The organism is Hahella sp. NS-SX17, assembly GCF_057367735.1.
Genome location: NZ_CM170632.1, coordinates 963,858 through 978,355, shown reverse-complemented (window position 1 = coordinate 978,355; position 14,498 = coordinate 963,858). Strand labels below are relative to the sequence as shown.

Genomic DNA, 14,498 nt, shown 5'->3' with positions numbered 1-14,498 from the left:
CCAGAGCGGGTCAAACCCGCTCCAGCACCATTGCAACGCCTTGCCCTACACCCACACACATGGCGCACAATGCATAGCGCAAGTTATGCGCCTGCAAATAGTGGGCGGCGGTTCCCACGATGCGCGCGCCGCTCATGCCCAATGGATGGCCAAGAGCGATAGCGCCGCCATTCGGGTTCACATGTTCGGCGTCTTCCTTCACGCCCAGCTCCCTCAGCACAGCAATGCCCTGGGAAGCGAACGCTTCATTCAGCTCAATCACGTCCATGTCTTCGATGCTCAGCCCAGCCAGCGCCAATGCTTTATTTACCGCTGGAACCGGACCTATTCCCATTACCTTGGGCTCCACGCCCGCGCTGGCGAACGCCACGACTCTGGCCAATGGCCGCAAGTGCTGGCGATCCGCCATCGCGCCTGAAGCAAGCAGGATGGCCGCCGCGCCATCGTTGACGCCGGACGCATTGCCAGCAGTGACCGCACCGCCCTCGCCAAACAGCGGCCTCAATTGCGCCAGTTTTTCCAACGACGTCGCACGGGGATGTTCGTCGCTGTCCACAATTAACGTCGGCTGCTTACGGCGCTCCACCATCACCGGGACAATTTCACGATCAAAAGCCCCGCGCGCCTTGGCGTCGGCATAACGTTCCTGGCTGCGCAACGCAAACGCGTCCTGATCCTCCCTGCCGACGCCATACTGCACCGCGACGTTTTCCGCGGTCTCAGGCATGGAGTCGACGCCGTATTGCGCTTTCATCAACGGGTTCACAAAACGCCAGCCGATGGTGGTGTCGTACACCTCCATGTGACGGCCGAACCCTTGCTCAGACTTGGGCACAACAAAAGGCGCCCGCGACATGGACTCAACGCCGCCGGCGATCCCCAGCCCTAACTCTCCGCATTTGATCGCCCGCGCTACGCTGGCCACGGCCTCCATACCCGAACCACAAAGGCGGTTAACCGTCATGGCCGGCGTCGTAACGGGGAATCCAGCCAGCAGTGCGCTCATTCTGGCGACATTGCGGTTGTCTTCCCCCGCCTGGTTGGCGCAGCCGAATACAATTTCTTCGACAGCGCCTTCGTCCAGGCCCGCATTTCTTTCCAGGATGGCGCGCAAGGGAATCGCGCCAAGGTCATCCGCCCTGACTCCGGATAAAGCGCCCGCGTATCTTCCAATCGGCGTACGTACGGCGTCACAGATATAGGCTTCGCTCATTATGCGCACTCCACCGCCGCTTCCCCGACGATCATCTTTGACAGCATCGCCCTTGCAGCCTCCAGTTCATCCCGATTGACCTTGTGCTCCATACCTGGATAGACGCGCATATCAACACTCGCTCTCATATTCAGGAAGACCTCCGCAGAGTCCCGCACGCGATCCAAAGGCACCCAGCTGTCAACATCGCTGGTTCCCAGGAATACGGGCATCCCGTCAAAGCTTCCCGCGCCTTCCCAACCCATGCCTTTAGGTCCGAACAGGCCGCCGGTAAACGCCGCCAGTCCACCCCAGCGATCAGGATTGCGATACACGAACTCCGCCGCCAGACAGGCGCCTTGCGAAAACCCCATAAATCCGATGTTACGGCGAGCGAATCCCCGTTCCTCCAAGGCGGAGACCGTCTCGGCCACCGTCTCCAATGCGTAATTCAGCCAGGGCTGGTTATCTTCCAGCGCCGCCATGAAGCCATGTGGATACCAGGTTCTTTCCTGCGCGGAAGGCAAGGCGTACAGCACTTTGTCCAGGCCGATGCGTTCACCGACGCGAAACGTTTCCTCTTCGGTTTGCCGACGCCCGTGCAGCAAAACCACTGCGACTTCCGCCTGTCCGGATACGTCGCCCAAAAAACTGACTGGATTTTTCATATGTGGGTTCATTGTTTACTCCCTTAATCTTGCGTTAGGCGACAGAAGCCGCGACGGTTTGCGGCGCCTCAAGGCCCAGCATCATTCTTGTCTCATCCGGGGTGGCGATCTGTCTGCCGACCTCTAAAGAGAAGCGGGCTATGCGCTCCACCAGTTGAGCGTTATTCCGGGCCAGCTCTTTATACCGGTAGTAAACGTTATCCTCCATGCCGGTGCGGACATGCCCGCCCAGCAGAATGGTGTGCAGATTGACTGCGAGCTGATCCTTGCCGATTCCCAGGGCGCTCCAGACGCTGTCTTCCGGGACGCTTTCCGCAAAGTGCAGCAGATTCTTGCAGGTTGCGGCGGCTCCGCCGCGAATGCCCAGGGCGAAGGTGAAATAAAGGGGGCCCGACAAAAAGCCTTCATTGCGCAGTAACAGCGATTCGTTGATCACACCGCTGTGGTATACCTCAATCTCTGGCTTCACGTCGTATTCACGCATGTCCAGCGCCAGCTCGCGAACCAAAGCTGGGGGATTGATAAAGGGTTTATCGCCATGGTTGACGGAACCGCAATTGAAAGACGCGATCTCCGGCCTGTAACGCAGGTGATTCCAGGCTTCGTTCTTCGCCTTATCGGCAGGCAGATTCAACCCTGAGGTGCTCAGGTTTATAAGAATGTCGCAGCGATCCCGAATGCGCTGTACGATTTCTCCATAGACCTCCGCGCTGTAACTGGGACTGCCGTCATCGTTACGCGCATGAATGTGAGCGATTGCAGCGCCTGCGTTCCAGCAGTCGTACACCGCTTGAGCGATTTCTTCCGGAGTGTAAGGCACTCCAGGGTTTTTCTGGCGGCTGGTGATGCCGCCGTTAACCGCAGCAGTAATAATCAGCTTGTTCACTTTTCAGATTCCATACAAAGCAATGATTAATCAGGTACAGGATGCCGACGCCTCGCCGCGTTGCGGCAGTGAGGCCAGATAAATGCCGGCTCCAATTAACACGCCTCCTGCGATTTCCCGCATTGTTAGCAGGTTTCCTGTAAGAGCGAAGGTAATTAACGTGGCGAATAACGGTGACAGGAATAGAAATCCGCTGGCGTGCACGGCACTGCCCAGTCGTAAAGCCTGAAACCAGAATCCCATCGCTCCAGTGGTCGCCGGAATAGCGAGCCACGCAAACGCGCCCCAGACAGACAGGCTGACGGGTGCGCCGAAAGGTTCTCCATTGATCAGGGCGATCAGCGCCAGCGCCATCGCGCCTATCAGCATCTGCCAGAATGACAGCGCCCAGGCGTCAAGCTCCGGCGCGAATTTCTTGATCGCCACTGTCGCCGCGGCCCAACAAAACGCGCCGCATATGACCAGCAGCTCGCCAACGCCCAGTACGCCGTTTACTACGGAATCAATTCCCAGACACAGGACCACTCCAAACAGCGCAACGCCCATTCCAGCGTATGCCAGGGCAAAAACGGTTTCCCTCAGTATGAGCCTGGCCATGACAGCGACCATCAGCGGGGCGCACGCCATCAATATCGCCGCCTTGGGAGGGGCGACGGATTGCAGACCTAAATTGAGAAACGCCATAGAACCCGTGGTCTGTAGCAAACCGATAACGATGATTTGCGCCCACGCCACCCGTTTCAGCCTTAAATGTCCTCCAAAGTCGCCACGCCAGACCAGCAATGGGGCGATGGACAAGGCCGCCGTCAAAAACCGCAGGCACACCGCCCATAAGGGAGAAACCTCCGTCAGAACAGCCTTAGTCGCGGGGAAGGAGGACCCAAACAAGAAGGTTGAGATAAGGATGAGCGTCAGATAACGCTTGCGATCGCTGAATGCAACGGCGGACATGGCTAACTCTCAGAGTGACTATCGGGGGACCTGAGCTGCGCAGATCGACGGAAGACATCCTACGCCGGCGCCAAGAGCCGAACTTCCTGAGAGAAGCCAATGATTACGCCAAACCAGACAAACTTAACAAAAACTCACCTTTCTGACTGACGTTGAAAGTAGAGACTGGGAGCGACTCCCATGATGCGCCGGAACATAGCGGAAAAGGCGCCCGGCGTATCATAGCCGAGTTCCGAAGCAATCAGTGTGACAGGATCTCCGGCTGCGAGCCGGGGGATGGCGGAAAGAGCCGCCACCTGCTGACGCCAATATTGATAGGAAACGCCCAGCTCATTACGGAACAGGCGGGAAAGCGTACGTTCAGAAGCGCCCACCACGCTCGACCAGTCTTTTAAATCCTGGGGGTCGGCCGGATTGGCCAGGATGGTCCGACATACTTTCTGTAAACGGGAGTCTCGAGCGGCTGGCAATCGTAAAGGGCGCTCATCGGACCATTCAATCTCCTCCAAGATTAAAGTCATGATGCGACCGTCCCGCCCCTCTTCGTCATAATCGCTGGGCACGCGCATAGCGCGGATAATCAACTCCCTCAGTAAGGGCGATATTTGCAGCGTGCGCGGTTTGTGCGGAAAACTGACCGGGCACGCATGCGGCTGGATATACATGGTCCTGAGAGAGACATCGCCCCGCGCGCGCATCCCATGCTCAACGTTCGGCGGCATCCATACCGCCCTTTGTGGAGGGATCAGCCATACTCCCTCACAGGTGGTCAGCTCCATCACCCCCGTGATTGCAAAAATCAGCTGGCAGCATTCATGTTTGTGCGGCGTAACCCGATAACCGTTGGGGAACTCCCTGGACCTGGCGACAACTGGTCGCTCGCCCCGGATCGGCATGTACTCCCCAGAATCTAAATCGGCTGCCTTCGAATCGACATATGGTCTGACTGTCTGCTCTGTCATAACGCCCTGTTTTAACTCCTTTGGCAGCAATATTCAGCGTAACGTAGCCCAATTATCCATGGCGTAAAGACAAGCTCAAGAAAGGAAAATCCCCCATACAGTCAATCGGTTGGAAAGTCAGTGCGGAAAAATGCGAAAGGAGGGAGAAAACAGGAAGGGATGAAACAGCGCAGCCGTTGATCCGCAGCTGCGCGTATTAAGGCGTTGTTATTTCATTTCAGCGTAATAGGCCGCCAGATTGGCGATATCGTCATCAGACAAAGCCGCCGCCTGACCTTGCATAATAACCGCCTGACCACCGCTGCGATTCTTGCTGCGATATGCTTTCATGGCTTCCACCAGATACTGCTCATTCTGGCCGGCTAGGCTTGGATAGGTGGGGATAACGGCTTTGCCGTCCGCGCCATGGCATGCCGCACAAACGGCCGACTTGGCTTTGCCCGCCGCCGCATCCGCCGCCTGTACGGAGACGGAAAGCAATACGGAAGCTACGCCGACCAGGATTACAGGAACTTTCTTGGCTACTCTCATCAGTTATTCTCCTTCTTGGAGTGTTGGAATTTTTGTCAGGCCTTTATAGCATAGGTCGCTCGCCGCCCACCAGCCGCCGCGGCCTTGCGCGCAGGCTGTTGAATGGGCGGAAGAAATGATCCGTCCACGCAGGGGAAGCGTAGACACATTTCGACCTGTGAAGACGCTATAATTCAACGTCATACGCTCGGGATCGCAATTGTAGGAAGTCAGACTGCGTGCTTGCCTTGATCCACTGCAGTTTTTCATGCGCTGTCCTGATATAAAATTAATGTCCCCTAGCTGGAATGCCTATCTGAATGATCATTAGCCCTGATAACACCCGGAGCGCCGTATTGCTTGTCAACCTGGGCACGCCGGATGCGCCCGACGCCACCTCCATACGCCGTTACCTGAAGCAGTTTCTCAGCGACCCCAGAGTCATCGAGGCGCCGCGCCTGATCTGGTGGGCGGCTCTGAATCTGGTCATTCTTCGTCTGCGCCCCAGGAAGCTCATTCCAAACTATCGCAAGATCTGGACGCCAAAGGGCTCTCCGATCAAAAGCATCACGCAGCAACAAGCCTGCGGATTACAGAACGCATTGGGACAAGAACTCGGCGCTCGCGTGCTCGTGGACTTCGCCATGACCTATGGCGCGCCCTCCCTGCCGGATAAGCTCAGAACGCTGCAAAATCAGGGCATCGAGAGAATTCTGGTGCTGCCGCTGTATCCACAGTATTCGGCCACCACCACTGCCGCCAGTTTCGATGCGCTGGCTCAGGCTCTTGGCGGAATGCGGGACATTCCCGAACTTCGTTTCGTGAAGCGTTACCACAATCACCCAGCCTATATCGCCGCCCTGGTCGACAGCATACGCGCCCATTGGCGAGTGAGAGGACGGCAGGGCAAGTTGTTATTTTCCTTTCATGGCCTTCCCAAAGCCTACGTGGACAAAGGCGATCCATATCGCCGCGATGCGGAGGAAACCGCTCATGCCGTGACGCGGGCGTTGAATCTGGATGCATCGCAATGGGTGATGAGCTTTCAGTCCCGGGTCGGCGCCGCCGAGTGGTTGAAGCCTTATACCGACGCCACTGTTACCGAGCTTGGAGCCAGCGGTTGCGAAGCCTTGGACGTTATTTGCCCCGGCTTCTCCGCAGACTGCCTGGAAACGCTGGAGGAAATCGAGGAAGAAAACCGAGGGCTGTATGAGCAGGCAGGCGGCAAAGACTTTCACTACATTCCAGCATTGAATGCAGAGCCTGAACATATCGAATTGCTACAGGAACTCTGTGAGCAACACTTGCGGGGCTGGATCTGACGGCGGGCCGCTAACCGGCGCTCTGCGCCTCGACGCCGCCATCCATCCCCTCGAACTTACTCCGCAGGTGCTGAAAGCGCGGGTATTGCTTATGCGTAGACTTGATATGCACGATCCGGCTAAAACAGGCGGCGCAGGCTCTTCGCGCCGCGCCGTCTCCTGGTGATGAGCTCAAATGTTTCAGCAATACCTGAGCCAGATTGAGATTTAATGCAGGATGTCGGGCGGAATACTCCAGCGCCTCGTTAAAGGCCGCAACAGCGCCTTTAAAGTCCTCCTGCTCGGCCAGCTTGATGCCCTGCTTGTTCAGCTCCGATGCTTTCTGGCGCGCCGCCAGACTGACCGGCTCGTCGCGCATTTCCTCTATCCGCTTTTGCAATTCCGGCTCATCGCCATGCATCAGCGATAACTGCGATAAAATGAACTCCGCTTCCAGATCTTTGCCGCTGGCCAGCAGTACTTGCGCATACTCCATGACTCTCGGACTCGGCAGACTCAGTCCGACCGACTGATACAAGGTCTCCGCCCGCGCCAATCGTTCGTCCCGTTCTTCTACATGCTTCAACATGCAGCACGCCTTGGCCGCCACCACTTCATATTGAAAGCGGGCGGTATCATTCATGACAAAGCGCTCGTCCATAGTACGCAGCACCTCTACAGTCTCCTGTAACGCTGACTCACGCATCGCTTTTGGCAACGCGCCAGCTCGCTCACACAGGCTGCGGGAAAATCCAAGGTGATTATCGAGTCGATCGAAAATACTTTTCCGCCCCAACTCAACGGCATTGCGAAACGCCTCCACCGCGCAATCCACATCTTGATTATCCCAGGCGATATCCCCCAGCCGCGCATGCCGCAAAATGGCCGTCGGCGATAGGCTGACCGCATCCGACAACCACTCCTGGGCTTCCTTGCCTCGATGCGTATCCGTCAACACCCGCGCCAACAAATCATAGGCGATCAGACAATTCGGCGCCGCCTCAACGACTTTCCGCAGCAGCTCCTCCGCCAAATCATAATCCGCCTGAGCGATGTACACTCTGGCCACGCCAACCTGCGCCCATATCAGCGCCCGCTCGGACAGCACCTGCTGATAGACTCGCAACGCCTCATTGAGGGCGCCGGTCTGAAAATACAGCTCCGCCACGGTTTTTTCGCACCAGCGCAAGTATTTGCTGCCGCGAGCGATTTTCTCTTCGCAACGGGAAATAGCTTCGCTCCAGCGCTCCATGTCGATAGCGTGTTTCAGCTCATATAACACCTCGTTATCCACCAGCAGGTTATCCAGGCGCTGCTTCAAGACATCGGAAGTAATGGGTTTGTTGATATAAGCGTCGGGTTGATGATCAATGGCCGCCAGCACCATCTCCCGGGTGGTTTCCGCTGACATCATGACAAACAAAGAGGTATAACGCAGGATTTTGCGCTCCCGCAGCTCCTCAAGCACATGCTGGCCGTTTCTGCCTGAGAGCTGGTAGTCGCAAATGACGGCGTCGAAGAGGCCATGCTCGCACTTATTGATAGCCTCATCGCCATCCGCCGCCATATCTATGTACCAGGCGCCGAATGATTTCAGCATCTTCTCCAGCGCCAGACGCAACTGGGTATTGCCGTCCACTATCAGGAAGCGTGCATTGCGGTATTCCCTGTTAAACATCAGTCTTCAGCTCAGTTTGAAATACTAGTAGGAAGCGCGCGTCAACATCTTTGAAGCGAGAATGTTTTAAGCATAGCATCGACGCCACGGAGCGTCGGGCGACACGCCCGTTTTTTGATCTATTTCAATTTATGCTTGCGACCAGATTGGCCCATAACGCGCCTAAATATTCGTGCCAGGCCTTCTGTGTCGCGCCCAGTCCGCCGAGAGCCGGCCGAAAGCGTCGCCAGTCCAGTTCCCGATGCTGTTTGATGGTATGTCCTGTGGGCGCCGGAATAGGATGCAGTCCCACACCTTCAAATAGCTGCATCGCCCGGGGCATATGATAAGCCGAGGTCACCAGCGCGAAAGGCTGATCCCCCATTCGCGCCTGCGCCGCCAGAGCCTCTTCATGGGTATCCCGAGGATCTTCCTGCAGATCGATCCGTTCACGGGGAAAACCCAGCGACTCCGCCAGTCTCGCGTAGGCTTCAGCATTAGAGAGAGGGTCCGTACGCGCATAGCCGGACACCAGCAGCCTCGCCTCGGGATTAAGCAGAGCCACCCGTATTCCCTCAATAATGCGATATATCGCATCGCCCTCTATATAACTGGTGATAGGAAGACTCGAATCCGACTCATGATAACCGCCCAGCACCACCACATAGCGCACCTCTTGACCGGCGTAGGGTGGATACTGACTCTCCAGCGGCTCCATCACTTTGTCAGAGAACCAGGGGGTGCTGATAGTGAGCAATCCCAGCCAAACCACGCCGAGCATTCCCAGCGCCAATTTTCGTCTGCGCCCCCTGATCAACATCATTAGCGCAATAAATGAGATCAGCAAAGCAAGAGGTAACGGCATTGCCCAGTAACTAATGAATTTCTTTATAAAAAACATAAACCTGCCAATTTTATCCTTGTATACAAAAGCATCAAAAAGGCCAATCTTTGCACAATTTAACAAAGCTCCGCCTTGAACCGCCCGCTCTAATTGGTTATTCTGCGGCCGCTTTTTCGAATAGCCGTTTACTCCTTGAGAACGTTAAATTTTCACTAACACACAGGAGGAAAGCTTTGGTTAGCTCGATGCAGTCAGTGCGCTAACCAAAGTTTTCATCTTAAATCTCGGGAGAAACCATGTTATTGGAAGCGCCTATCGAATCAACTCTAGCTGCGGCCCTGACGTTGTTCGGCATAACCTATACTGTTCGCACCGTACTTAACCACATGATCAAGCGCGCGCAGGAAAAGCGCGACGCAGCCACCGTCGAAGCGGGAGACACAGGAGCCTCCTCCACCGCTGACGCCTGATCGGACACTCGTCCAGATTACTCAAGCAACTGACTCAATGTCAGTTGCTGCCCTTACTTCCCCAAACGCCCCTTCACTCTCAAAATACAACCGCTTGGGAGCTCTAAAAACTTAACAGCGTTTACTCGCATACTCCGGGCCCTTCGCGCCACAGCCGCTTCCTTAAAACGTTTCCCGGCTATTCCGTTTAGCGCCCACAGCCACAAGATTTTCTCTTTTTAAATAACGCATTTACGTTACCTCTTGGCGGTTATGGCTAATTCCCGTGGTGGATTCTGCAATGCCGTTGCGCCGCCATAAGGTCTAGAATGGCCCTATGCGAGCCAAGGCTCAGAGCATAGAGGAAGACCGTGCGACATCTTCCAGAGCAGGCTCATTCTATCCATAAAAATAAGATTACAAGGAGTCCCAAAATGCAAACCAGGGTCCCGTTATATATAGACGGCTCATTTACGGAAAGCGCAGCCACCCGCCACATCCCGAACCTGAATCCGGCCACCCAGCTAAATCTGGCCGACACTCCCTGCGCCACCCCGGACGAAGTCAACCGGGCGGTGGCCAGCGCCAAACAGGCCTTCGAAACCTGGAAGGACGTCCCCGTCATTGACAGGGCGCGCCTGATGATGAAGTTCGTGCAACTTCTCAAGCAGAATCAGGACGAAATCGCAGAAATTCTCAGTCAGGAAACCGGCAAGATCTTCGCTGACGCCAAAGGCGATGTCTGGCGCGGCATTGAAGTCGTAGAGCATGCCTGCAATATCCCTTCCATGATGATGGGGGAAACCGTTGAGAACGTAGCGCGGGATATTGATACCAGCTCCTACATGCATCCGCTTGGCGTTTGCGCCGGCATCACGCCGTTCAATTTCCCGGCGATGATCCCCCTGTGGATGTTCCCCATGGCGCTGGCCTGCGGCAACACCTTCGTGCTGAAACCCTCAGAGCAGGACCCGCTCACTCCCATGCGCATCGCGCAACTGTTTGACGAAGCGGGCTTTCCCAAAGGCGTACTGCAAGTTCTGCACGGCGATCGCGAGCAAGTAGACATGCTGCTGACGCATCCAGATATCAAAGCCATTTCCTTCGTCGGCTCTGCGCCTGTCGGACAGCATATCTATCGCACCGGCACACAGCACCTGAAACGGGTGCAATGTATGACCGGCGCTAAAAACCACATGGTCATCATGCCGGATGCGGACAAGAAGCAGGTTATCTCGCATCTGACCGGCGCCTCCGTCGGCGCCGCAGGGCAACGCTGCATGGCCATCTCCGTCGCGGTATTCGTCGGTGAATCCGCACAGTGGCTGGACGAACTCAAAGCTTCTATGGCGGAAGTGAAGCCCGGCGCCTGGAACGACGAAGCCGCCGGCTATGGCCCGCTGATCAGCCGCGGTTCCAGAGATCGCGTGTTGGGTCTGCTCGCCAAGGGCAAAGAAGAAGGCGCACAGTGTCTTCTGGACGGCTCCAGCTTCACCCACCCGGATTTCCCGGAAGGCAACTGGGTTGGTCCAACGCTGTTCAGCAAGGTCACCCCGGACATGACGATCTATCGTGAGGAAATCTTCGGTCCTGTGCTGCTCGCCATGCAAGTGGACACCATTGACGACGCCCTCAAGCTGATCAATGACAACCCCTTCGGCAACGGCGTCTCGCTGTTCACCAATTCCGGCGGAGCGGCGCGCCACTTCCAGCGCAATGTGCAAGTGGGACAAGTCGGCATCAACATCCCTATTCCCGTGCCTCTCCCCTTCTTCTCCTTCACCGGCTGGCGTAACTCTTTCTATGGAGATCAGCATGCCTACGGCAAACAGGCGGTGCGTTTCTACACCGAGACCAAAACCGTGATCAGCCGTTGGTTCCATCATGGCGAAGAAGTGCAAGGTCCGAACCTGACCATTCAAATGCGGTAAGGATGCGGTGATAGGCAACTGTTAAGAGTGTATGTATCGTGAACTTTGAACTATCCGAACAGCAAATTGCTTTCCGCGACAGCGCCCGCGCCTTCGCCGAGAAAGAACTGGCGCCCTTCGCCGCCGAGTGGGACGCCACCGCCCACTTCCCTGTGGAGACAATCCGCAAAGCGGGCGAAATGGGCTTTCTGTCCCTGTATACTCCGGAGGAATGGGGCGGCCTGGGCCTGCCCCGTCTGGACAGCTCGATCATCTTCGAAGAGCTGTCACGCGGCTGCACCTCCACCACGGCTTACCTGACCATTCACAACATGGCCACCTGGATGATCGCCAGCTTTGGCCATGATGAGTTGCGTCAGGCCTGGTTGCCCAAGCTGGTCTCCGGCGAGCTGCTGGCGTCCTATTGCCTCACTGAGCCCAACGCAGGTTCTGACGCCGCCTCTTTGCGCACCTCTGCGAAGAAGGACGGCTCCGATTACGTCATCAACGGCACCAAGATGTTTATTTCCGGCGCCGGCAGCACGGATGTCCTGGTGGTGATGGCGCGCACCGGAGAACCCGGCGCCAAAGGCGTGTCCGCGCTGGTCGTGCCCGCTGACGCCCCCGGCGTCACCTACGGCCGTAAGGAAGACAAAATGGGCTGGAATAGTCAGCCCACGCGCGCGATTACCTTCGATAATGTGCGCATTCCCCAAACCAACCGCCTTGGAGCGGAAGGTGAAGGCTTCAAGTTTGCGATGATGGGGCTCGATGGCGGCCGCATTAATATCGCAACCTGCTCCATCGGCACCGCCCAGGCCGCGTTGGAAACCGCGCAGCGTTATATGCAGGAGCGGGAGCAGTTCGGGCGCAAGTTGTCCGACTTTCAGGCGCTGCAGTTCAAACTGGCGGATATGGCCACGGATTTAGTGGCGGCCCGCCAGATGGTGCGGCTCGCTGCGTTCAAGCTGGATTCCAAACACCCGGAAGCCTCCACCTATAGCGCCATGGCCAAACGCTTCGCAACAGACGCCGGCTTCAAGGTCTGCAATGACGCATTGCAAATCCACGGCGGCTATGGCTACATCAAGGAATATCCGCTGGAGCGCTTCGTTCGCGACAGCCGGGTGCACCAGATTCTGGAAGGAACCAACGAAATCATGCGCGTCATCATCGCACGCCGCCTACTCCTCGAACACGCCATGGAGACTATTCGCTAATGACAGGCACCGAGAAACTCCAACTTGAAATCATTGAGCGCACCGCCGTGCTCACTATCGCCAATCCGCCCGCCAACACCTGGGATGAAACCAGTCTGCCGGCGCTCAAGGCGTTAATTCAACAACTCAATGACAACAAAGACGTTTATGCGCTGGTGATCACCGGGCAAGGCGAAAAATTCTTCTCCGCCGGCGCAGACCTGAACCTGTTCTCCGATGGAGACAAAGCCAGAGCGCGCCACATGGCGCGTATCTTTGGCGAAGCATTCGAAACCCTATCCAACTACCGCGGCGTATCCATCGCCGCCATCAACGGCTACGCCATGGGCGGCGGCTTGGAATGCGCGCTCGCCTGCGACCTGCGTATCGCCGAAACTCATGCGCAAATGGCGCTGCCCGAAGCCAGCGTCGGCCTGCTGCCCTGCGCGGGAGGCACACAGAATCTACCCTGGCTGGTCGGCGAAGGCTGGGCGAAACGCATGATATTGATGGGTGAGCGAGTCAACGCTGAAACCGCGCTTAATATCGGACTGGTGGAAGCAGTCGTGGAAAAAGGCGCCGCCCGCGAGACCGCACTGACCTGGGCGGAAAAAGTCGCCCGTCAGAGCCCGCCCGCCGTGCGCGCCTGTAAAGAACTGATTCAGTCCGCCCGCAGCGCGCCGCAACGTATGGGCCTGCCGGTAGAAAGAGAACTGTTTGTGGATCTGTTTGATACCGAAGACCAGAAAGAAGGCGTCAACGCTTTCCTCGGAAAACGCTCGCCGCAATGGAAAAACCGCTAAAAGGCGACGCCTGACAATATTGAATAGATGGAAGAGAGTGGAATGAGCGAAAAACCTGTTTTATTTGAAGAGCGCGAATGCAGCGATGGTCACCGCATCGGCGTGATCACCCTGAACGTGGAGAAATCGCTCAACGCGTTGAAGCTGAGCATGATCGAGTCGATGTACAGCGTCATGCAGGAATGGCGGCTGGACGACAAGATCGTCGCGGTATTTATGCAGGGGGCGGGCGATAAAGCCTTCTGCGCTGGCGGCGATATCGTGCAGATGTATGAATCCATGTGCGACGCAGGCGAGGGTCCGCCGGCTTACGCAGAAGAGTTCTTCACGCGGGAGTATCGTCTCGACTACCTCATTCACGTCTATCCTAAACCTGTCGTCTGCTGGGGCAACGGCATCGTCATGGGCGGCGGTTTGGGTCTAATGGCAGGAGCCAGTCACCGCATTGTCACGGAGTCTTCCCGTATCGCCATGCCTGAAGTGACCATCGGGCTCTTTCCCGATGTCGGCGGCACCTGGTTCCTCAACCGCATGCCCGACGGAGCAGGCCTTTATCTGGGACTGACCGGCGCCGCCTGTAACGCCGCTGATGCGCTTGAGCTGGGTTGGGCCGACGGCTTTTTACCCCATGCGCAAAAGGAAGCCTTTCTACAAGCGCTGACCCGAACCTCCTGGAGCAGCCCTGAGAGCAACCATACCCGCGTCACGCAATTGCTGCGTTCCTGGAACGAACAACATCAGTCCCAGCGTCCTGGCGGGCAGGTCGCGCAGCATCGCGCCATGATAAAGCAAGTCACTCAAGGTGAATCCCTGGTGCAGGTGGTAGACGCCATTTTGAACTACCCCACGGTAGACGACTGGGTCGGTAAAGCGCAAAAGTCCCTGCGTAATGGCTGTCCCACCACCGCGCATCTTGTATGGCGGCAAATTCACGAGGGCGACGGCTTGAGTCTGCCTGACGTCTTCAAACGTGAACTGATCATGGCGCTACAGTGTACGATGCACCCCGAATTCCGCGAAGGCGTGCGAGCCCTGCTCATTGATAAAGACTTCAAACCGCAATGGCGTTATCCGTCCTTCGCGGACGTTCCGAAAGAGTGGGTCGACGAGTTTTTCGTCTCCCCCTGGGAAACCAGCCCCCTACATGACTTGGCCGTGCTCTAGAA

14 protein-coding genes are annotated in these 14,498 nt (G+C 56.7%); 6 read left to right on the top strand and 8 right to left on the bottom strand.

The window, feature by feature from the left end:
- Nucleotides 1–10 precede the first annotated feature (10 nt).
- The 6 genes from pcaF to AC2IBB_RS04420 all read right to left on the bottom strand — a co-directional run bounded on the left by pcaF (nt 11) and on the right by AC2IBB_RS04420 (nt 5,190).
- Entirely contained in the window at nt 11–1,213 is a 1,203-nt protein-coding gene (pcaF, locus tag AC2IBB_RS04445) for a 3-oxoadipyl-CoA thiolase (RefSeq protein WP_486331698.1), read from the bottom strand.
- Nucleotides 1,213–1,872, bottom strand: coding sequence for an alpha/beta hydrolase (locus AC2IBB_RS04440; protein WP_486331697.1), 660 nt, complete (start codon nt 1,870–1,872; stop codon nt 1,213–1,215). Before AC2IBB_RS04440 ends, pcaF begins: the two co-directional genes overlap by 1 nt.
- Before the next feature lie 22 nt (nt 1,873–1,894).
- Entirely contained in the window at nt 1,895–2,746 is an 852-nt protein-coding gene (locus AC2IBB_RS04435; RefSeq protein ID WP_486331696.1) for a beta-keto acid cleavage family enzyme, read from the bottom strand.
- Nucleotides 2,747–2,776: 30 nt separating this feature from the next.
- Nucleotides 2,777–3,697 carry a DMT family transporter gene (locus AC2IBB_RS04430; RefSeq protein WP_486331695.1) on the bottom strand — a complete coding sequence of 307 codons (921 nt, stop codon included), beginning with the start codon at nt 3,695–3,697 and terminating at the stop codon, nt 2,777–2,779.
- A 134-nt stretch (nt 3,698–3,831) separates the two neighbouring features.
- Complete coding sequence (locus AC2IBB_RS04425) at nt 3,832–4,593, bottom strand: AraC family transcriptional regulator (protein WP_486331694.1); 762 nt, start codon at nt 4,591–4,593, stop codon at nt 3,832–3,834.
- A gap of 273 nt (nt 4,594–4,866) precedes the next feature.
- On the bottom strand, nt 4,867–5,190 hold the full coding sequence (locus AC2IBB_RS04420) for a c-type cytochrome (RefSeq protein ID WP_486331693.1): 324 nt from the start codon (nt 5,188–5,190) through the stop codon (nt 4,867–4,869).
- A 299-nt stretch (nt 5,191–5,489) separates the two neighbouring features.
- On the opposite strand from AC2IBB_RS04420, the gene hemH reads away from it, so the two are divergent.
- A complete protein-coding gene (hemH, locus tag AC2IBB_RS04415; RefSeq protein ID WP_486331692.1) occupies nt 5,490–6,491 on the top strand; it encodes a ferrochelatase in 1,002 nt (333 codons plus the stop codon).
- Nucleotides 6,492–6,501: 10 nt separating this feature from the next.
- On the opposite strand, the gene AC2IBB_RS04410 is transcribed toward hemH, so the two are convergent.
- Both AC2IBB_RS04410 and AC2IBB_RS04405 read right to left on the bottom strand, forming a co-directional pair.
- Nucleotides 6,502–8,148 (bottom strand): response regulator, encoded by a 1,647-nt coding sequence (locus tag AC2IBB_RS04410; RefSeq protein WP_486331691.1) that lies wholly within the window; start codon nt 8,146–8,148, stop codon nt 6,502–6,504.
- Between the two features lie 124 nt (nt 8,149–8,272).
- Complete coding sequence (locus AC2IBB_RS04405) at nt 8,273–8,992, bottom strand: ElyC/SanA/YdcF family protein (protein WP_486331690.1); 720 nt, start codon at nt 8,990–8,992, stop codon at nt 8,273–8,275.
- Between the two features lie 275 nt (nt 8,993–9,267).
- On the opposite strand from AC2IBB_RS04405, the gene AC2IBB_RS04400 reads away from it, so the two are divergent.
- The 5 genes from AC2IBB_RS04400 (at nt 9,268) to AC2IBB_RS04380 (ending at nt 14,496) form a co-directional block, all read left to right on the top strand.
- Nucleotides 9,268–9,441, top strand: a complete 174-nt coding sequence (locus tag AC2IBB_RS04400) for a hypothetical protein (RefSeq protein ID WP_164887185.1) — start codon at nt 9,268–9,270, stop codon at nt 9,439–9,441.
- 413 nt (nt 9,442–9,854) lie between these two features.
- Nucleotides 9,855–11,351, top strand: a complete 1,497-nt coding sequence (locus AC2IBB_RS04395; protein WP_486331689.1) for a CoA-acylating methylmalonate-semialdehyde dehydrogenase — start codon at nt 9,855–9,857, stop codon at nt 11,349–11,351.
- A 38-nt stretch (nt 11,352–11,389) separates the two neighbouring features.
- Entirely contained in the window at nt 11,390–12,550 is a 1,161-nt protein-coding gene (locus AC2IBB_RS04390; protein ID WP_486331688.1) for an acyl-CoA dehydrogenase family protein, read from the top strand.
- Complete coding sequence (locus AC2IBB_RS04385; RefSeq protein WP_486331687.1) at nt 12,550–13,332, top strand: enoyl-CoA hydratase; 783 nt, start codon at nt 12,550–12,552, stop codon at nt 13,330–13,332. The genes AC2IBB_RS04390 and AC2IBB_RS04385 overlap by 1 nt, the downstream gene beginning before the upstream one ends.
- 42 nt (nt 13,333–13,374) lie before the next feature.
- On the top strand, nt 13,375–14,496 hold the full coding sequence (locus AC2IBB_RS04380; protein ID WP_486331686.1) for an enoyl-CoA hydratase/isomerase family protein: 1,122 nt from the start codon (nt 13,375–13,377) through the stop codon (nt 14,494–14,496).
- Nucleotides 14,497–14,498: the final 2 nt, after the last annotated feature.